Consider the following 19,591-nt stretch of genomic DNA (forward strand, 5'->3'; position numbering starts at 1 on the left):
ATTTATACTTTCCTATTAGCGAAAAAAGAAGCTGACTTATAGGTCAGCCTCCTTTTTTAGATTGCCAACAATTCGTGATTTTTCACAAAACTGATGGCGTCTTTTCTGTTGTTTATTTGATTTTGGATAAAGGTTTCCAGTAAGGAAACATAAAAGCTGCCATCAAAGCTTTTCTGTGCTTTTAAGGTCAGTTCAATTGCTGTATTAATTATCTCATCGGAAGCATTTGTGTAATGTTTTCCGAAGTAAATAAAGCCGATTGCATCCTCTTGAAATTGGAAGCCTTTTCCCTTCAAGTAATGCAAATATTCCTCAACCGTCCGCACTGATGATCCAACCCTCTCCCGTAAATCTAGAAATATCCCCTTTAAAATCTTAGCTTAAATTTCGACATTTTTCTATCTTTTTCTGTGCATTTATGACCAATTATCCCGACCAATACTCCTAAAAGCGCGCCGCCTAGCACTTCCTCAGGCTGATGGCCCAGGACTTCCTTCAGCTTTGTTGGCGGCTTTTCTTTAAACTCTACACTTTCTTTTTCATTGATTTTGTCGATTAATTCATTCATTGAATTTACTCTTAACGTCAGTTCACCCGTTTGCCTTCGGACTCCTTGGGCATCATACATAACAATTAAGCCATAGATAAGGGACAAAGCAAAATCAATGGTCGGCAATCCCCTTTTTAATGCGATATAGGTGGTTAGAGTAGCGACTCCTGCAGAATGGGAGCTTGGCATTCCACCTGTTCCAAAAAAGACTTCCGGCCGCCATTCCTTCTTTTTGAAATACTGAATCGGAATTTTCATCCCCTGGGCGAGTCCAATGCTTAAAAGTGCTAAATAAACAGCCTTGTTCATTTGATCACCTCTACCTTTATTGTGAAGAAAGATGAGTTTAATTATTCCGGATGGAGATACTAAAAAAGTGGAGGTGACTTGTATGACCAAAAAGGTAAGCAATAACCGCGGCGCTAAAGCACCTGGTGTAAATCCACAAGGATATGGCCAGGATGCCGAGTTTGCTGAAGAGCCAAAAAGCAAACTGGAAAATAGAGCAAAGAAATCAAATACAAAAATATAAAATGGCAGAAAAAAAAGGCTGTCCATCAGGCAGCCTTTCTTTGCTTTATGAAATTATCTTTCGGTTCTCCAACAGGAATTTCCCATATTCGATTGGTGTTCTATAGGTTGTTTTCCAAATATCATGCAATTTGACTCCGGTTTTTTACCCATAAAGGTCTTAAGGTTCATAAACCTGACTGGTTGCGCCGCTTTCGATAAGGCGGTGAAATGTATATGTTCGCATGGGCTACTGCCTTCAAGTCAATTCCTAATAACTATCCTATTAAATTCGTAAATAGTGGTGAATAAAAAAAGGCTGCCTCTAAATGAGACAACCAGGGTCATTAGGAAATATGTGCTTCCACCTGAGGGAAAAGCCTGCCAAGGCCGCGAAGCTCCAATTCCCTTAATTTATTTTCCGCCTTTTCTTTCTCGATTTTAAGGCTGGCACTTTCCAGACTGCAATTTACTGGAACATCACATTTGATTTCCGCCAGTTTTCTGGACAGGTGAAGCATGTCCAAATCCTGCTCAATTTTGATTTTTTGGGATTTTGACAGTTTGTCCAAATTGGAGATAATTCCTTCAACATGTTCAAACTCTTGCAATAGCTTCAGAGCTGTTTTTTCACCGATTCCTTTAACACCAGGGTAATTGTCGCTAGTATCACCCATTAATGCCTTTAGGTCGACCATTTGTCTAGGCGTAATACCTTTCTCTTCCTTAAAGGTCTGCGGTGTATGGACCAAGTAATTTCCATATCCTTTTTTCATTAAAATGACCGAAATTCTGTCATCAAGCAACTGAAGAATATCCTGATCCCCGGTCAAGATGGACACATGGGCTTCTTCCTTCGCATGATTAGCAATAGTACCAATACAATCATCCGCCTCAAATCCTGCCAAACCAATATTGGGGATATCGAATGACTCGACCACTTCTTTAACAAGGTCAAACTGCGGAATTAATTCAACCGGTGCTTCACCGCGATTTCCTTTATAGTCAGGAAAAAGTTCGGTTCGGAAGGTTTTGCTGCCCATATCCCAGCACACGGCAAGATGGGTTGGCTTAAAGGTCGAAACGGCTGTGAACATATGCTTCACAAAACCATGAATCCCATTTGTCGGGATCCCTTTTGAATTTATCATAAACTGCCCTGTTACGGCCGTTGCGTAAAAAGCGCGGAACAAAAGGGCCATACCATCGACAAGCATAAGCGAAGGCTTTTGATTCGTCATAAAATTGAACCTCCTATGGATGTTTTTTTACAACACGATTTCTATTATAACATAGGTATGGTTCAAATTTTAATCGACTTTATTTTCCTGATAGGAAATCCAGTCGCTGAAACTGCCGGCATAGAGCTTGACCTTCTGAAATCCTGCTTCCTTTAAGGCCAAGAAGTTCGGGGTTGCTGTTATTCCGGAACCGCAATAAACAATAATTTCCTGTTCAGGATTCACATCAGAAAACCGCTGCTTTTGTTCCTCAGCGGATTTGTATTCTCCTCCTGCAAATCCTTCCGTATATGGCTTATTGATGGCCCCCGGAATATGCCCTGCCTTCTTATCAATTGGCTCGACAATACCTAAATAGCGTTTTTCTTCGCGGGAATCAATCAAAACTACGTTTTCCTTTTTTCCTGCTATAACCTCTTTCACTTCGTCGACGGATGCTAATAATTCTGGTTTTATCTGGTGCTGTAATTGAGCTTTAGTGAATGTTGGAATACTTGCTGAAATTGGCAGTCCAGCCTCTGCCCACTGCCTAAATCCGCCATTTAAAACATATGCTTTTTCGTGTCCAAGGTACTTCAAGAGCCACCAAAAACGTCCGGCGAATGCACCTTCTCCCTGATCATAGGCCACGACTGTTGTCGTCTCATCAATCCCTGCCTCCTCAAGCTTGCTTACCAATTCCTGCAAGTCAGGCAATGGGTGGCGTCCGCCATGAGTTTGAACAGGGCTTGATAAATCCTTTTCCAGATCAAAAAAAACAGCACCCGGCAAATGTCCTTCTAAATATTCCTGTTTCCCCTTCTGCGGGTCAGCCAAGGAAAATCGGCAATCCACAATTCTGACTGTGTCGATGTTTAAATTTTGTTCCAGCCATTCCTTCGTAACAATATTTTTCATTGGGATTCTCCCCCGTTTCTCCTAATTTTCAAGCCGCTTTAGTATATCTGTTAAAATTTCGGTTGAAACTCCGCCTTCTAATGCTGCCAATAAACTTAAATAAAAATCATCGGTCTGATCCTTCATTTGCGCTAAAAGAAGCTTGAATTCATTGTTTAGATTCTTTGCATAATGGTCTTTTAAGCGACTGCCTTGATTTTGCAAATAGTCATCCGCTGGCCCATTTAATACCTGATTAAGTTCATCGCTCATCCATTTCTTTTCATTTTTCTCAAAGAAGGACCTTGGATTTTTAAAATAAGATTTTGCTTTTGCAAAAGCTTGCTGTTCCATGGTTTCAAACGCTATTGGAAAGTCTATTTCTTCTGCCGTACCTTTTTCATATGGTGAAAAGGACAGGTCTTGATTGACGTCCAGAAGTGTCCGAATTTGTGCGGCCTGATAATCCCAAAGCAGTTTTTCCATAAACCGCTCGATTCGAACCGTTGTAGCTCTCATTTCCTGAGCAAAATCAAAACCTAAGCTTTCCAAAAATTCATCAAGTGCCATTTGCAGTGCCTTCTTCAAGTTGCGGCCATCGTCCCTTAAGGTTGAAGGATTAAAGGCCTCTTTAAAGAAATCGCCAAACCGTAAGAAAACCCGTTGCTTAATATAATAAATTAATTCATCAGCCTCTTGGAACAGGCGGTTTTCCATTGATTCGACCGTTTGTTTTGCAAACAGCTCTTGAATCATATTCTTCTGTCCTTCAATATCACGGCGTTTTTGTTCTTTAACGTTCTTGTCCTCCAGCGAGCTTTTGATGAGCCGTTCTACCAATTCATGGACACGGTTCAATTCATTCTGTGCCGCTGAAATCGCCATTTCGGTTAAATCATTTGAAATAAAGTGATAAAAACTATTTTCAAACTGGCTCATCCCTGACCTGGAAACCGCTGCTGAGTCTATTTTTTCCTTTAAGGCCTCTAGGCTTGATAAAGGATATAGATGCGGATTCCGGATTCCATACTTCACCAGCTGCTCTGAAACATAGTCCACCACCGCTTCCTTTTCCTCTTCATCTTCGGCGAGGTCAATCGCATTTATAATAAAGAACATTTTGTCCATTTGGAACGATTCCTTTACCCGCCCCAATTGTATTAAAAATTCCCGGTCAGCTTTTGAAAAAGCATGGTTATAATACGTGACAAATAATATGGCATCTGAATTTTTGATATAGTCAAAGGCTACTCCTGTATGGCGGGCATTGATGGAGTCCGCCCCTGGCGTATCAACGAGCGTAATCCCTTTTCTCGTCAGTTCGCAGTCATAATAGAGTTCAATCCATTCCACGTAACAGGATTTTTCTTCTTTGGCGACAAAATCGTGAAATTCGTCTAAACTTGTAACCTTAACCGTTCCGAGCAGTTCAACAAAAGAGGCATAACCTTTAAGAAACGCCTGTAAGAAGGCATAATGAGTCTTCTCAACGATCCCTTCCTGGCTTTGCTCGTAGATGATTCCTTCAATGATTTTAGCGGCAGCCTTGAAATCGGCCGCATGTAATTCAAAGACCTTAAGCGAGCGGTTGACGTCATCGAGCATTGCTTCTCGTTCTTTAAACTTTACAAGGACAGTCCCATGCGTATATTCAGCCGTGACTGGTTTTATTTTATTAATTGCTGCTGTAGTGGGGTTTGGTGAAACCGGTAAAACCTTTTCCCCCATCAGCGCGTTGGCAAAGGACGATTTCCCTGCACTAAACGCACCGAATAAGGCTACGGTAAAGCCCTGAGTTTCAAGCCGGCCTGCTTTTTCCGCCAATTCACCTGCCAGCTTTTGAAAGCCCGGCAAACCGTTAATTAGCTTGGAAGCGTTGAGAAGCTTGTCAATGGTGCGTAGCAGACGGTCCTCTGCTTCGTTGTTCCCTTCACCCTTAGAGCCATTATTTGTTGTTTCAGCATGACTGATTTGTGCAGGTACTTGCTTGCTTTCCTTCTTCATGTCAGCCTTATGGGAATCCGGTTCCATTTCAGATTTAATTAGTTCAAATTCCTCTTCCTGCAGGTCGAAAAGTTGGTAATGGCCATCTTCAAGTCCTTGCGGATTGTTCAATAGGTTCATAAGGTTGTTTTCTTTTGCAACAATAGCCTCTTCGTATTTATCGAGCTCTGTTAAGGCTTTTACATAGCGTTCCTGTTTATTGAATTCCTTGGCAAATTGTTCGTTTAATTTTGACTCCTGTTCCTTTAGTGCATTTAGATATTTTTCTTTGAACTCAGCAAGTCGGTTTCGGGCGATCCGTTTTATTTCATTCGCCACATCTTCTGTGTAGTGAAGCAGGTATTCGCCGGATAGGCGGGCACCAGGCTTTATCGTGTTGATCAGGACATCTTTAGGAATGGTAACGACATAGCCCTGAGCGAGCCCTAGCAGGTCTCCTTGGTCCAGTTCTGTTTCCTTTAATGTACGGAGCAGGAATTCACGTAAATGCCATTCAAGCTGGGATTTTGATTTTTCAAGAATATCCTGATAAAAAATCTCCAGTCGCGCATTTTTTTCCTCTTGCGTTTTTTGCTTTGAAAAAAGAAAGCCTACTTTAAAATTAGGTTGGCATGCTTCTAGATACTTCTCTGCCATTTCCCTTGTCTGGAAAGGCATAATATAAGCATTCTTCAAAATTTGCGCTATTTCTTCATCAAATGACTTTTCCTTAACGTCCGTTCCTCCGGCAAGCCTAGTCAAGCTGTCTTTAATCTGGTGGAAGGAATTCAACAGACCCTCTTTTTCCTCCTCAGTTAATTCATTTAATAGCTCATGATATGGAAGAAGCTTTTCTTCATCCTGCTTTGCCGCCTGGTTGATATGGTCCTGGACGATTTTTTTCAACGAATGGAAAACGGACGGAATAAGCAATTGATCCTTTGCTGCCAATTTATCCGCAATAAATTTCTGTAATGCCTGAAATTCATTGCGGGGGTTCTTTTCATCCTTTAGTGAAGTATAAAAAATCCGTGCCGGTCTAACTCCCCATGAGGCGAAGGCATCAACGACACTTTTTTGAAAATCGGCAAAACTTAACTCTTCATCCTTGTGCTTATCAATTTGATTAATAACTAAATAAACCTCTTTACCTGCTTCCGCCAATTCCTTTGTGAACAGGAAATTCAACTCTGCCTGGACATGGTTATAGTCCATCACATAAAAGATTAAATCAGCTAGATGGATGGCTGACTCAGTGGCAATGCGGTGGGCATCATCTGCTGAATCAATTCCCGGTGTGTCCATTATTACGGTATTGGCAGGCAGGTTTGAGTCGCTATGGCTGATCTCGATTTCCTCGATTTTATCGCCATCCTTAGCATACCTTTTGACCATTTCATAATCATACGGCGCTAAATAAAGCCGTGGTTTCTCGTTTTTAAAAAAGACCTTGGCATAATCCTCTCCGGACTTTACCTTTACAAGGTTTGCACTTGTCGGAATTGGACTTGAGGGAAGCAGTTTTTCCCCTACGACCCGGTTGATCATGGTTGATTTGCCTGCGGAAAAATGGCCGCAAAACGCTATCGCGAATTCGCGGTTTTCTAATTTTCGAGCAAGCTGCTTAATTTTTTGCGCATTTTGAACATCGTTTTGCTCCATTAAATATTCATATATGGCAATTATTTTTTGTTTTAATGTTTGTATCGTTTCATTTTGATCGGCTATTTTGATCATTTAAACTAATTCCCCTTAAACAACATGATAATATGTTTATTTTATACGATAAATCGAACTTTTCCTATCTTGACATACTAAAAAAAAGCCAAGGAATATTCCCTGGCTTCATTTAATGCTAAATATATTTATTGGGTGACATTTTTTAAGACGTGCTTCATGACAAATGCGTAGATTAAAATGGTTCCGCCGACGAAAGCATAGGTCATATGTAACACCTTCCCTTAATCAGACTCTTAGTTGAGAATGACTTTCATTGTTAATCAAATTCTAACACAGGTGATAATCATTTTCAATACTTTGCAGATTATTGTCACAGTTATTTAACAAACTTTGGCAAGAAACGGCGGCAGTCATGAAAAACTCCGTTATATTCGCTGTAGCATTCAAGCGCCCTTTCTTCCTCGGGAATACGGATGGCAAGCACCATGATATTCAATACTGTAAATAAACAGGCAGTATAATACGCCTGAAACAGTAAAGGAATGACAAGGATTTCCACACAAACAACGAAATAATTCGGATGCTTTATAAAACGGTACGGACCTTTACGTATAACGTCTGCATTTGGAAGCACGAGTATTTTCGTGTTCCAATACCTGCCCAGTGAGGCAAGTGCCCATATCCTCAAGGCCTGGGCGAAGATAAAAGCAATAAAAATAATCAGCCATTGAGGTGATAACCCGTGATTAAAGATGAACTTTTCCATACTAAAGCTAAGTAAAAATAGTACATGCACAAGGACAATCCAGCGGTAGTGGACAATGCCAAATTCAAGTGCTCCCTTACTCTTCATCCATTTTTCATTTCTTTTTGCGAATAAAATCTCTGCTGCACGCTGAAAAATGATGAAACCCATAAAGCTAATAAATGGCAGCAAGTCCCTCAATCAAACCACCTCAATAGAAGCATTTCCGAACTGAAACCCGGTCCAAGAGCGGCACAAAGCCCATTTGACCCACGTGGAATATCCATTTCCATATATTGTTTCAACACATAAAGAATGGTAGCAGAAGACATATTTCCAAAGTTTTTTAACACTTCAAGCGAAACGTCTGTCATCGACGCAGGTATTCCAAGTGATTCAACATAGGCATCCAACACCTTTTTACCGCCAGGATGGGCAATGAAATAGTCTACTTTATCTATTTGAAGCCGGTGCTCATGTAAAAATTCTTCTGCCACTGGCTTTAGCCAATTATGTACGATTTTTGGTATATCACGAGAAAACCGGACAAACAATCCTTCATTTTTTATATCCCAGCCCATCACATCCAAAGAATCGGGGAGCAGTGCGGATTGAACCGCTAATATGGACGGGTATGTGGTTTTTAAGCGAAAATCCCCGATATCGCAGGAATCACCACATATTAACGCACAGGCAACCCCGTCTGCAAAAAGAGATGTCCCGATTAAATTGCTCTTCGATAGATCATTTCGCTGAAAGGTAATACTGCAAAGTTCAACAGAAAGAACAAGGACTTTAGCTTTTGGAAAGGCCATGCAATATTCAAAGGCACGGGCAAGACCTGCAGCACCGCCTGCACAGCCCAATCCCCAGATTGGGATTCGTTTCGTGTGGAGATGAAAAGGCAGCAGGTTCATTATTCTTGCTTCTATACTTGGAGTTGCAATCCCTGTGGTGGAAATATAAAAAATGGCATCAATGTCTTCGTAAGGAATTCTTTTCTTAAGAAACTGATTGTTATCCAGACATTTTACAATTGCCTCCCTCCCAAGGGTAACGGCCGATTCGATGTAGACATTGTTCTTTTCCTCAAAGGAATGATTCTCCTGAAACCAGCCTACGGGATTAACAAAATATCTTTTCTCAATAAGTCCATTTTCAAAAGCCTTTAATAACCGCCCAATTTCTTTAAATGAACCAGAAAACAATTCCCTTGCAAACTCTGTCGCCTGCGTCTGTTTAATTTCATATGGAGGAATAACTTCTGCAATGGAAAGAATTGTAGGCATACATCATTCTCCTTAACCAAAGGTAAGGGTATTTTTTGCCAATTTAAAGAAAATTATTCCAGACACAAAAAAAAAAAACTTCCCCATTCGGAGAAGTAAACGTTTTGAAGGTTGTTGTTGTTGTGCATGTTTATTATATCTTGTAATAGTTATTCCTTCATTATATAAACTTTTCCAATTCTCTAACTTATCCTGACTCTTATTTTTCTGGTTGCTTTTGAACCTCAATTTTTATTTTATTTCCCGCCAATGTCCCGCAAACCTTACAAATTTCAATCTTATTATACAAAAGACGGCAATGTTCGCAATAATATTTCTCCAAACCAACCACTTCCAAAGAAAAAGATTTTTATTATTATCATATTTTTTTTACAGAGAATTGTGACAAAAAACGAATTGCCGATCATCCATTACGTAATCAAATTATCAATTATCTACATCACAGGCTTGGTGTGATGTTTCACACTTTAGTCACAATTACAGGTGGGTAATTGTGACTTTAATCACTGTTATACCAACTTATTAACATTACCATAGTAGATAACTAAGGAATGAACAATTTGTGAATTCTTGAATTTGATATTTTACTTTCAAAATTGTTTTGTATTATGAAAGAGAAATCATTTATTTACTTTTCATTTTCTGAAGGGAGTGTAGGGGGATGGCAAAGGCGGAACTAAAGACAAAGCACCAAACAGAGATCGAAGACAGTTCTTCTTTAAAGGGGACACTGGCGTCTGTATTCATTCTGGGGCTATTTATCATTGTTTCATGGGTTTCAGTTTACTATCTGTTCGTAGACCGTTTTTAGGGAATAAAGGGGGGAATTACATATGCATATGCATAAATTTGAAAAAATCTGGCTGACGTTTGGAATCGGCTGTCTCGTTGTCTTTTTAACAGTAGTCGGTGTCAGCGCTTTTTACCTTGGCAACAAACCAGCAAGCTGTTTAACTACAATAAATCCGGAAAAGGTTGATACCACAAAACCTTTCGATAAGCCGGGACTTCATAAGGTTGAAGGCAAAGAGTGGGATTATGAACTCGTATTTGTCGCATCTGCTTTCTCTTATAACCCAGCAAAGGTTGAGGTTCCGCTTGGAGCAAAGGTGAAAGTAATCGCTACCACCAAGGATGTTGTCCATGGCTTTGAAATGGCCGGAACCAATATCAATATGATGCTTGAACCGGGCTATGTCAGCGAGTATACAACAACCTTTGACAAAGCCGGCGAATTTCTAGTTGTTTGTAACGAATACTGTGGTACAGGGCACCATTTAATGTTCTCGAAGATTGAGGTGGTTAAATAATGGTTAACGCAGCAGCGAAAGTAAAGGTTGACCCACGTGACGCGAAGCTATCCATGGCGCATTTCTTTGTGGCTTTCGGAGCACTCGCTCTCGGCGGTCTGATGGGATTACTACAAACCCTTGTCCGTTCCGGAAAATTTGAACTGCCTTGGGGAATTGGCTACTATCAAATTTTAACAGCTCATGGTGTTTTAATGGGGCTCGTTTTAACAACATTCTTTATCATGGGATTTCAATATGCGGCTGTATCCAGAACTGCGGGAACACATTCTCCAGCGGCCAGACGCACCGGCTGGATTGGTTTCTGGTTAATGACTGCCGGTACCCTTATGTCTGGAACGATGATTCTATTAAATGAAGCATCTGTACTTTATACATTCTATGCACCACTTAAAGCACACTGGATCTTTTATTTAGGATTAACCTTTGTGGTTGTCGGCAGCTGGGTTGATGGCGCTGCACAAATTATGACCTATGCAAAATGGCGGAAAAACAACCCTGGCAAACCAAGCCCGTTGTTAAGCTTTATGGCTGTTATCAACACGGTGATGTGGATTGTGGCTACCTTAGGGGTTGCTGCAACTGTTCTATTCCAATTGCTGCCTTGGTCTTTAGGTTTAGTAGATACTGTTGATGTTCTAATCAGCCGTACGTTATTCTGGTATTTCGGTCACCCGCTAGTGTATTTCTGGCTATTGCCTGCATATATGTGCTGGTATGCAATTATCCCAAAAATTATCGGCGGAAAGATTTTCTCAGATTCATTGGCTCGTTTATCTTTTATCTTATTCTTGCTTTTCTCAATTCCGGTTGGTTTCCACCACCAGTTGACAGAACCGGGTATTGATCCAGCTTGGAAATTTATTCAGGTTATCTTAACATTCATGGTTATTATCCCGTCCTTAATGACAGCCTTCTCTCTGTTCGCAACGTTTGAGAGATATGGCCGTTCTAAAGGAGCTACTGGTTTATTTGGCTGGTTTAAAGTGCTTCCTTGGAATGATGCCCGTTTCACAGTCCCATTCATTGGTATGGCTTCATTCATTCCTGCTGGTGCCGGCGGTATCATCAATGCTTCCAACCAAATGGACCAGGTTGTCCATAATACCATTTGGGTAACAGGACACTTTCATTTGACAGCAGCAACCTCTGTTGTACTGACATTCTTTGGAATTTCATATTGGCTTGTGCCGCACTTAACCGGCCGCAAGCTGACTAAAGCGATGAACAAATTAGGTATTATCCAAGCATGGGTATGGTTTATCGGAATGGCATTCATGTCCGGTGCAATGCACTTCCAGGGACTGCTTGGTGCACCAAGACGTTCAGCATTCTCCACTTATGGTGACTCCAAGCAGGCTCTTGAGTGGATTCCTTACCAAATTGCCCAGGCAGTTGGCGGAACGATTTTATTCCTTGGCATAATATTAGTATTAGTTATTTTTATTAATCTTGCCTTCTTTGCACCAAAAGGTGAAGAAGAATTCCCTGTCGGCGAAGCAGAAAATCTGCAGGAAAAAGCACCAATGGTATTTGAAAACTGGAAATTATGGCTTGGCATCACTGCTGCCTTAATCCTGTTCGCTTACACAATACCATTCATTGATATCATTCAAAATGCACCGCCTGGATCCAAAGGATTTAAGACGTGGTAATGGCAAAAGGCTTCAATCTCAACGATTGAAGCCTTTGCAGATTGTCGAGAAAAGGTATTTTTCTCGGCAATTTTTTATTTTGTCCAAACCTAAATTCACCAAACTTTTATTGTTAATCCCTGCTAACTGGCCTGTTGATTTCCGCTCCAGGCACTCGCTTTCCGCGGGGAGCTCCTGGAGCCTCCTCGGCGCTTTAGCGCCTGTGGGGTCTCCAGTGACCTCTATATCCCGCTGGAGTCGAGTGCCCTCCGCTCCAATCAACAGGGAGGCAAATTAACCTAATTATTACAACACACACTTTCCATTTTTGATAAGTGTGTTGCAATATTTTCCATATTTAGAAGCCTGCAGTAATAAAAGTCTGTTCTGTTCTCTTAATTATTCAATACTCACAACTGGCAACAGCGAAGCCCATGCAGCTCTTTTGAATCTGCGAAGCTTCGCACAATTTTCCTTTCCAAATTTATAAGCATTTTTCCAGATTTAGATAAGCGATTTAAGAGTTGAATGACTTAATTTAATACACCTGTTGATTGGCGCGGAAGGCACGAAGACTCCTGCGGGAGTACGGGGCAGGGGAGACCCCGCAGGAGCTTTAGCGACGAGGAGGCTCCCCGGCACGCCCGCGGAAAGCGAAGTGCCTGGAGCGCCGATCAACAGACTTGTTGAAAAGCCTAATATTAATAATGTCATAACCAATTAACGTAGTGAATTAAATAGATTAGTGAACCAAAAGGCTTCAATCTAAACGATTGAAGCCTTTTGGTTTTTAAAATTGATAGACCTTTCGATATTTCTCATAGAGATAATCAATCAAATACTTGGCATTTAAACCTTCACCTGTTACCTCCTGCAGGATTTCAAGCGGCTTTTTCAGTTTGCCGTGCTGATGGATGTGATTCGTAAGCCATTCTTTGATCGGAAGCAGATTCCCTTCTTCAAGAAGCTGGTCGTAATTCGGAAGGTCCTCAAGCATTTTACGCTTAAATTGGGCTGCATACATATAGCCTAAAGCGTACGAAGGAAAGTAGCCAAAGCTTCCACCTGCCCAATGAACGTCCTGAAGAACACCCTCGCCATCGTGTCCAGGGCGGATTCCCAGATACTTCTCATACATGTCGTTCCAAACTGTTGGAAGGTCGGAAACCTCTATTTCATCATTAAACAGTCCCTTTTCAATTTCGTAACGGATAATTATATGAAGCGGATAGGTAAGTTCGTCTGCTTCAATCCGAATTAAAGAAGGCTTTGACTCATTGACGGCCCGATAAAAAGCCTCAATATTCACATGATCGAATTGACCATTTGTGTATTTTTTCAGCAGGTCAAAATTCTTTTTCCAAAAAGGCAGGCTCCGGCCAAGAAGATTTTCATAGAAAAGCGATTGAGATTCATGAATCCCCATGGAGGTTCCTGTGCATAATGGTGTACCGATTAACTCTTTGGAAATATTCTGTTCGTATAAGGCATGCCCGCCTTCATGAATGGTGCCAAAAACAGCGGTCCGAAAATCCTGTTCATCATACTTTGTCGTAACGCGGACATCGCCAGGATTTAAACCAGTCGCAAAAGGGTGGACGGTTTCATCAAGCCTGCCAGCATTAAAGTCGAATCCCATTTGCGCTAAGATTTCCAAACTGAATTCCCGCTGCTTTTCCTTAGGGAATCGATGGAACAAAAAATCAGTTTTAGGTTTGTGACTGGATTCCGAAATCTGTTTTACTAACGGAACAATTTTGTCCTTCAGTTCTCCAAAAACATGATCTAAAACCTCAACCGTCAAGCCCGGTTCGTACATATCTAATAAAACGTTATATTTATTCCCTTCATAACCCCAGTACCCGATAAATCGCTTTGTCATTGCGACCAGTTTCTCTAAGTATGGCTTGAACATATTGAAGTCAGCTTTTTCTTTGGCTTCTTCCCAAACACTCTCGGCATTTGATTGAAGAATGACAAATTCTCTGTATTCTTCCGCAGGAATTTTTTTGTTTAACTCATAGTTCTTTTTGCATTCTTCAAGAATTTTTCTTGTTCTATCGGACAATACAGCTTTTGAAAGCCCAGCTATGTAGGCTGCCATCTCCTCTGATGTCGACATTTTAAATACCTCGGAGGACAGCACGCCAATCACTTCTGACCTCTGCCCCACTCCCTGTTTAGGAGCGCCTGTCCGTAAGTCCCAGTAAATTAAACCAAGGGCTTCGTGATAAGCGGTCATTTTCTTAACATACTCTAAGAATTCCTTTTCAAATTGCTCTGTATTCATTGTCTTTCCCCCTTTCTCGCTATAAATTTTAACATATTTCAGACAAATCATACGGATAAATGAAAACTCGTCGATTCGCGAGTCCGATAGGACGAAGACAGAGGCATAGTTGAATTTATGCGTTAGGAAATTATAAATTTGAGAAAATTTATAATTTCCTATTAGCTAAAAAAACAACAGAAACGAATTTCTGTTGTAAAATAGGTTTATAGGAAAAAAGAGGTTTTAACTGATAAATAAATAGAAACAAATTTTAGATTGGGTGAAGATACAAAGTCTTGTAAGAGCGCAACCTCTAAAAAAATTACTTCTTGTTAACGGCTACCTTCCAAACTTCTGGGCCTTCTTCAAGGTATTCCCAAGAAAATTGCTCTGGTCTTTCCATCATAAATTGGTAAAGCAGCGGTCTTGGATCATGGTCATTGACAATCTGCATGGTTTCACCTGATGCCAATTCATCAAATGCCTTAAAGATGGTTGGATGCTTTTCTCTTGGTGGATAATCTGGTACATTGATAACTTTTGCGTAGGTTTGCATCATTATCACTCCTTTAATTGGGTTAACTTCTCTTTTATTATAGAAAAACTTAGGTTAGGACTTAGTGAGTACCATCACAGTTGAAATATGATTTTGTTCATAAGGGAGGCAAGTCTAAATGAAAGAATTAGTTGGTTTATGTAAATGCTGTGGGAAAGAGATTTATTGTTTGGATGGATTCTTTAATGGAGTGATTACCGAGGATAAACAGTCATATTGCTTCGACTGCTACGAAGAAGTGAAAGAAGAGAAAAATCCGCAAAGCTAAAGCCTTGCGGATTTTTACTATTAATCTTCATCAATGGATAAATCTTTAACCGGAAGTCGTTCTCCCTCTTTATGCGTTGGTTTACGCAGGTTAAATAGGGCCTTAATACAGAAGAGTACCAGGATAATTACACCGATTAAGAAGATGGTATCAGGTACCGCACGCCAGGTTAAAATGGTTTGCACCAGATCCTTTTGCAGGAAGGAGGAAGCGCGGCTTGCTGCATAGCCGTGATAAAATGCCTCTTTTATTTGCATAAATCCAACTGGAAGCAAGGACAAGAAGACCATTCCTGCAAGACCAATGTTTAACAGAATGCAGCTTATCTTAAGCCATTTGTCATTCCAGGCCTCAGGCTTCACAATATTCCTTAACGAATAAAGAAGTACTGCACAGGCAAACATCCCGTAAACACCCATCATCGAAGCATGTCCATGGGTTGGTGTTAAGAATTGTCCATGTTCGAAATAGGCTACCGCTGGCAGATTAATTAAGAAACCAAGTACCCCGGCACCGACAAGGTTCCAAATCGCAACAGAAATCAAGAACCAGAACGTACCTTTGTAAGGGAAGTCGACACCGCCGTCACGCATCATTTTGTACTGCTCATAAGCTTCAAGAATTAACAATGTCAATGGAATAACTTCCAATGCAGAGAAGACTGCACCTAGACCAATCCATACTTCAGCTGAACCATTATAGTAATAATGGTGTCCGATACCGATTACGCCGCTGCCAAGAAGCAGGGTTAATTGGAAATATAATTGTCTTACCGTTGATTTCTTGGTTACGAGACCTAATTGAACTAATAAGAAACCAATAACAACGACTGCAAAAACTTCAAAAATACCTTCTACCCATAGATGGATAATCCACCAGCGCCAATAGTCGGCAAATGTAAAGCTTGTACCTGGGTTGATAAATAAGGCAAAGATATAAAAAGCCGGTACCGCAATCGCAGAGTAGAATAGTAAGTGTATCAATCCGCCTTTGTCAGACTCTTTCTTAAGCCCTGCTTTAATACCACGGAATACGATAAACAGCCAGATTAGCATTCCCACTATTAAGATAAGCTGCCAAACTCGTCCAAGCTCAATATATTCCCAACCGGTATGGCCAAACAAGAACCAGGCATTTCCCAATTTTCCATTGGCACCAAGCCACTCGCCAACCATACTTCCGCCAACAAGAACCACTAATGCCCAGAATAAAATATCAACTAAAAGACCTTGCTTTTTTGGTTCATAACCGCCAACTAACGGGGCAACATAGATTCCCATACCCAGCCATGCGGTTGCAATCCAGAAAATCGCCAGCTGCAAGTGATAGCCTTTGGAAATATTAAATGGAAGAATATCATGGATCCACTTAATTCCAAAAAAGCTGTCTGGCTCGATATAATAGTGGGCTAACAAAGCCCCAAACATACACTGAACAAAGAATAATACCGATACAACCGTAAAATACTTACCTGTTTTCACCTGTGAACTTGTTACAGGCATCTTGCGCAAATCAATACGAGGGAAGTTTCCTTCTTTATATGCTTCCTGCATACCAAATTGATAACGATAGAATAGATATAAGATGATCCCTACCATTAAAATTAGGATTGTAACGCTAGCACCGCTCCACCAAATAGCGGAAAAGGATAGATGGTTACCGGCATCTTCAAAATATGGCCAGTTATTCGTGTAAGTGATTTTGTCTCCAGGACGAACCGTACTTGAAAGCCAAGCTGTCCAGAAGAAGAAATCAGAGATTTGTTTGATTTGGTCACCTTTGTCAACATAGGCACGGTCTGTTGATGGTATATCAGAATCTTTGATTAGATTAGCTTTTAAACCCCAGCCATCGCCTTTTGTAAAAATATCCTTATAGTAAGCTCTAACTTTTTCAAGGCCATTTACTTGTGCGTCTGTCAGCTTTAATGTATCTTTACTCGCATCATAGCGATTTTTGCGCATTTCTTTAATAACTTGGTTTTTGATAATCTGCTTTTCATCTTCAGTTAATGAAGCAAATTTTTTATCATATTGCTGTTCCGCTTTAAAATCCTGCATTCCTTCTGTATAGATTTTTAAAGACTCTGCTGTATAATCCGGACCCATATAGGAACCATGTCCTAACACGGTACCGTAGTCCATTAAGCCATACTTTTGCCAGACAGCTTGTCCTCCCATAATGGATTTTTTCGTTAATATAACTTCACCTTTCGAATTGGTTACTTCCAATGGTCTTGGCGCCTGCTCTTTAAAGATCCAATAGCCGCCGCCAAGCAGAACGGTAAAGCTGATTAAGATGGTAATAATTAAAATGGATTTTAAAAGTGCGTTTTTATTTTCTTTTACCACGCTCTTCGGCTGTGTCCCCTGCTGTATTTCCATTTCCTTCATCCCTTTCTGGTTATCAATCCGAGAAGTATTGTAGTCCTAAAAAAAAGTCAAAATAGTGACTTTTATCACACATATTATTTTTTGTATACTTTTTCACAAATTTGTCACATTGAGAACTATTTTCATTAAAATCCATTGAGCTATGACGCTCATCACATATCTTAGGGGATTACACTGCTACAATGTTATTAAACAAACGATTAAAGAGGTGTTGATTTTATGGGACAAAGAAAAATTGAACTAGATGTGCGTGAGGATATAAAGAATAAACTCGAACCATTTCAAAAGATTATGGAGGCAGTAAAAGAATTAAATAATGATGGAGATGTGTTCATTCTTCATGCACCGTTTAAGCCGGTGCCACTATTTACTGTCTTAAAGGCAAAGGGCTTTACCCATGAAGAAGAAGAATTAGAGAAAAAGCATTGGAAAGTAGTTTTCACAAAGAAAAGCTAAAAGTGATTTGGAGTGTGATTTGCAATGATTTTGGATAATCGCGGCCTCGAACCGCCGCAGCCGATGATGCGAACCTTAGCCGCTTTAGAAGGGTTAGGCGAAGGGGAAGTTTTAACGATAATTAATGATAGAAGACCGATGTTTCTATATGAACAGCTTGAAGAATTAGGATATCAACAAAAAACAGAACAACAACCAGACGGAAGTTTTAAAATAGAAATCTTCCGCTAGGAAGGTGAGTCATATGCTTCCTCAGAATTTAGGAACTGAAACAAATATTAAACTACCTTTTTCATTTATACTTTTTAGTTTAATTGCCCTTGTCGCCTCACAGATTCTGCTGTTGGTAAATGGGCATATGATGACGGATGGAACTTTTCGCATACCTGCCATTTGGTCGGCAGCCCACCTCTTAATCCTAGGCTGGGCCTTAATGGTGGCGATGGGTGCAATGTACCAGCTTGTTCCGGTTGCGTTTTTGACAAAAATTTGGAATGAGAAATTTGGATTTGTTCAATTTTTCATCACCGCAGCAGGGGTTGCCTCTTTTTCGGCCATGCTCTATTTAGCACCGCAAAATGCCGTCATTCCTGGTGTCATTACGCTTATCGGAATCTTTATGTTCTTATTCCAGATGCTAATGACGCTAAGAACACAAGCAAACCCTAACATTCTTACTGCTTTTGTGGGAACGGCTTTAGTTTGCTTGTTTTTGACCATATTCTTGGGAATTACGATGATTTACAGTATGCAAACAGGCTTTCTCGGTGAACATTACCAAGCCATCTTTAAAAGCCATCTTTTATTGGGACTAACCGGTTGGTTTACTTTATTAATCTTTGGCTTTTCCTATAAGATGGTGCCGATGTTTTCTTTGGCCCATGGTTTTCCGATGGTGCAGGCACGATATGTGTACGGAATCTATGTATCCGGGCTTGTCCTTTCAATCATTTCTTTCTTTATTAACAGCAGTATTTTATTAATGATTGGATTCTTCCTGCTATTGGCCGGCTTCTCTGTTTTCAGCTGGCATATTAGTATCATCGTTAAAAAAAGGTTAAAGAAAAAGCTCGATAAACCATTTTCCTTCGCCCTTTCTGCGATTGGTTTTGGGAATGTGATTCATGCAGCGGCCTTTATGCTCCTGTTCAGCAGCAAGTTTGCCAGTCTTATTGGGCCGCTTCTATATTGCTATATACTGTTGTGGATTGTCCTAAGTATTGTCGGATATTTATATAAAATTGTTCCATTCTTGTGGTGGACCTATAAATACAGCAAAGAAATAGGAAAGGCTAAAGTTCCTTCGTTAAAGGAAATGATGAATGAAAAATTGATTGTGCCTGTCTTATCAATATTCATCGGTTCCGTACTAGTTGTCTTTTTGGCACTTTTATTAAAAACAACGATTCTCTTTAATTTGAGCCAGTTTGTTCTGTCTGTAGCGATACTTACTATTGCAAGCAGCATTTTCAGTGTTCTAAAAAAATAATGAGGTGAGTTACCATGAATCTCGAGGAGAAAATTTTTGAAGAATTAAAAAGCGTTTATGACCCGGAGTTAGGCATCAATGTTGTAGATTTAGGGTTAATTTATAGTGTGGGGATTACAGAAGAAAATGATATTTCGATTACAATGACACTGACCACTCCTGGCTGTCCGCTTCACAATAGTATCACAAGCGGAGTCCGTTATTGTGTCGAAGGAATCGAGGAAGTAAACAAGGTTGACGTTAACCTTGTTTGGCAGCCGGCCTGGTCACCGGATAAAATGACCGAAGACGGCCGCCGCGCCCTTGGCAGATAGCAAAAAGAGGCTGACAGTTCATTGT

19 protein-coding genes are annotated in these 19,591 nt (G+C 40.4%); 9 read left to right on the forward strand and 10 right to left on the reverse strand.

Features of this window, described 5'->3' with window-relative positions; all coding sequences use genetic code 11:
- Window positions 1–56: 56 nt before the first annotated feature.
- Complete coding sequence (locus ACFPA1_RS14365) at window positions 57–326, reverse strand: DUF6123 family protein (protein ID WP_213145083.1); 270 nt, start codon at window positions 324–326, stop codon at window positions 57–59.
- A 41-nt stretch (window positions 327–367) separates the two neighbouring features.
- Entirely contained in the window at window positions 368–859 is a 492-nt protein-coding gene (locus tag ACFPA1_RS14370; RefSeq protein ID WP_213145082.1) for a divergent PAP2 family protein, read from the reverse strand.
- Window positions 860–941: 82 nt separating this feature from the next.
- Between ACFPA1_RS14370 and sspL the strand changes: the two genes are divergently transcribed.
- The gene (gene sspL, locus ACFPA1_RS14375) at window positions 942–1,082 is read left to right on the forward strand and encodes a small, acid-soluble spore protein L (RefSeq protein WP_213120425.1); all 141 of its coding nucleotides are present in this window, start codon (window positions 942–944) and stop codon (window positions 1,080–1,082) included.
- A 325-nt stretch (window positions 1,083–1,407) separates the two neighbouring features.
- Here the strand turns inward: sspL and ACFPA1_RS14380 are convergent, their stop codons facing one another.
- From ACFPA1_RS14380 to ACFPA1_RS14400, 5 genes are all read right to left on the reverse strand, one after another.
- Window positions 1,408–2,301, reverse strand: a complete 894-nt coding sequence (locus tag ACFPA1_RS14380; RefSeq protein ID WP_378583890.1) for a 5'-3' exonuclease — start codon at window positions 2,299–2,301, stop codon at window positions 1,408–1,410.
- A gap of 69 nt (window positions 2,302–2,370) precedes the next feature.
- Window positions 2,371–3,198 (reverse strand): sulfurtransferase, encoded by an 828-nt coding sequence (locus ACFPA1_RS14385; protein WP_213145080.1) that lies wholly within the window; start codon window positions 3,196–3,198, stop codon window positions 2,371–2,373.
- Window positions 3,199–3,219: 21 nt separating this feature from the next.
- On the reverse strand, window positions 3,220–6,897 hold the full coding sequence (locus ACFPA1_RS14390) for a dynamin family protein (RefSeq protein ID WP_378583892.1): 3,678 nt from the start codon (window positions 6,895–6,897) through the stop codon (window positions 3,220–3,222).
- Between the two features lie 319 nt (window positions 6,898–7,216).
- Entirely contained in the window at window positions 7,217–7,786 is a 570-nt protein-coding gene (locus ACFPA1_RS14395; RefSeq protein WP_338088315.1) for an isoprenylcysteine carboxyl methyltransferase family protein, read from the reverse strand.
- Window positions 7,783–8,874, reverse strand: a complete 1,092-nt coding sequence (locus ACFPA1_RS14400; protein ID WP_378583896.1) for a type III polyketide synthase — start codon at window positions 8,872–8,874, stop codon at window positions 7,783–7,785. Before ACFPA1_RS14400 ends, ACFPA1_RS14395 begins: the two co-directional genes overlap by 4 nt.
- A 661-nt stretch (window positions 8,875–9,535) precedes the next feature.
- Here ACFPA1_RS14400 and ACFPA1_RS14405 point away from each other — a divergent pair.
- Genes ACFPA1_RS14405 through ACFPA1_RS14415 form a run of 3 tightly spaced genes read left to right on the forward strand, consistent with a single transcriptional unit; the run spans window position 9,536 to window position 11,839 of the window.
- The gene (locus tag ACFPA1_RS14405) at window positions 9,536–9,685 is read left to right on the forward strand and encodes a cytochrome c oxidase subunit 2A (RefSeq protein ID WP_213120417.1); all 150 of its coding nucleotides are present in this window, start codon (window positions 9,536–9,538) and stop codon (window positions 9,683–9,685) included.
- A 22-nt stretch (window positions 9,686–9,707) separates the two neighbouring features.
- Window positions 9,708–10,184 (forward strand): cytochrome c oxidase subunit II, encoded by a 477-nt coding sequence (locus tag ACFPA1_RS14410; RefSeq protein WP_213120416.1) that lies wholly within the window; start codon window positions 9,708–9,710, stop codon window positions 10,182–10,184.
- A complete protein-coding gene (locus ACFPA1_RS14415; RefSeq protein ID WP_213145077.1) occupies window positions 10,184–11,839 on the forward strand; it encodes a b(o/a)3-type cytochrome-c oxidase subunit 1 in 1,656 nt (551 codons plus the stop codon). Before ACFPA1_RS14410 ends, ACFPA1_RS14415 begins: the two co-directional genes overlap by 1 nt.
- Before the next feature lie 769 nt (window positions 11,840–12,608).
- Here the strand turns inward: ACFPA1_RS14415 and ACFPA1_RS14420 are convergent.
- Together ACFPA1_RS14420 and ACFPA1_RS14425 are read right to left on the reverse strand one after the other, a co-directional pair.
- Complete coding sequence (locus ACFPA1_RS14420) at window positions 12,609–14,108, reverse strand: carboxypeptidase M32 (RefSeq protein ID WP_378583900.1); 1,500 nt, start codon at window positions 14,106–14,108, stop codon at window positions 12,609–12,611.
- A 304-nt stretch (window positions 14,109–14,412) separates the two neighbouring features.
- Window positions 14,413–14,646, reverse strand: coding sequence for a DUF2249 domain-containing protein (locus ACFPA1_RS14425; protein ID WP_213145314.1), 234 nt, complete (start codon window positions 14,644–14,646; stop codon window positions 14,413–14,415).
- Window positions 14,647–14,764: 118 nt separating this feature from the next.
- On the opposite strand from ACFPA1_RS14425, the gene ACFPA1_RS14430 reads away from it, so the two are divergent.
- A complete protein-coding gene (locus tag ACFPA1_RS14430; protein ID WP_213120412.1) occupies window positions 14,765–14,914 on the forward strand; it encodes a hypothetical protein in 150 nt (49 codons plus the stop codon).
- A gap of 20 nt (window positions 14,915–14,934) precedes the next feature.
- Here the strand turns inward: ACFPA1_RS14430 and ACFPA1_RS14435 are convergent, their stop codons facing one another.
- Entirely contained in the window at window positions 14,935–17,298 is a 2,364-nt protein-coding gene (locus ACFPA1_RS14435) for a nitric-oxide reductase large subunit (RefSeq protein WP_213145075.1), read from the reverse strand.
- A 228-nt stretch (window positions 17,299–17,526) separates the two neighbouring features.
- Between ACFPA1_RS14435 and ACFPA1_RS14440 the strand changes: the two genes are divergently transcribed.
- The 4 genes from ACFPA1_RS14440 to ACFPA1_RS14455 are packed head-to-tail and all read left to right on the forward strand — an operon-like array spanning window position 17,527 to window position 19,566.
- Entirely contained in the window at window positions 17,527–17,763 is a 237-nt protein-coding gene (locus ACFPA1_RS14440; protein WP_213145074.1) for a DUF2249 domain-containing protein, read from the forward strand.
- 24 nt (window positions 17,764–17,787) lie between these two features.
- Complete coding sequence (locus ACFPA1_RS14445; RefSeq protein WP_213145073.1) at window positions 17,788–17,994, forward strand: DUF2249 domain-containing protein; 207 nt, start codon at window positions 17,788–17,790, stop codon at window positions 17,992–17,994.
- A gap of 13 nt (window positions 17,995–18,007) precedes the next feature.
- Window positions 18,008–19,252: a hypothetical protein gene (locus tag ACFPA1_RS14450; protein WP_378583903.1), complete on the forward strand. Its 1,245-nt coding sequence runs from the start codon at window positions 18,008–18,010 to the stop codon at window positions 19,250–19,252.
- Window positions 19,253–19,266: 14 nt separating this feature from the next.
- Window positions 19,267–19,566 carry a metal-sulfur cluster assembly factor gene (locus ACFPA1_RS14455; protein ID WP_213145071.1) on the forward strand — a complete coding sequence of 100 codons (300 nt, stop codon included), beginning with the start codon at window positions 19,267–19,269 and terminating at the stop codon, window positions 19,564–19,566.
- Window positions 19,567–19,591 lie beyond the last annotated feature (25 nt).

Origin of the sequence: Neobacillus sp. GCM10023253 (assembly GCF_042653105.1) — a bacterium.
GTDB classification, from domain to species: domain Bacteria; phylum Bacillota; class Bacilli; order Bacillales; family Cytobacillaceae; genus Neobacillus; species Neobacillus citreus.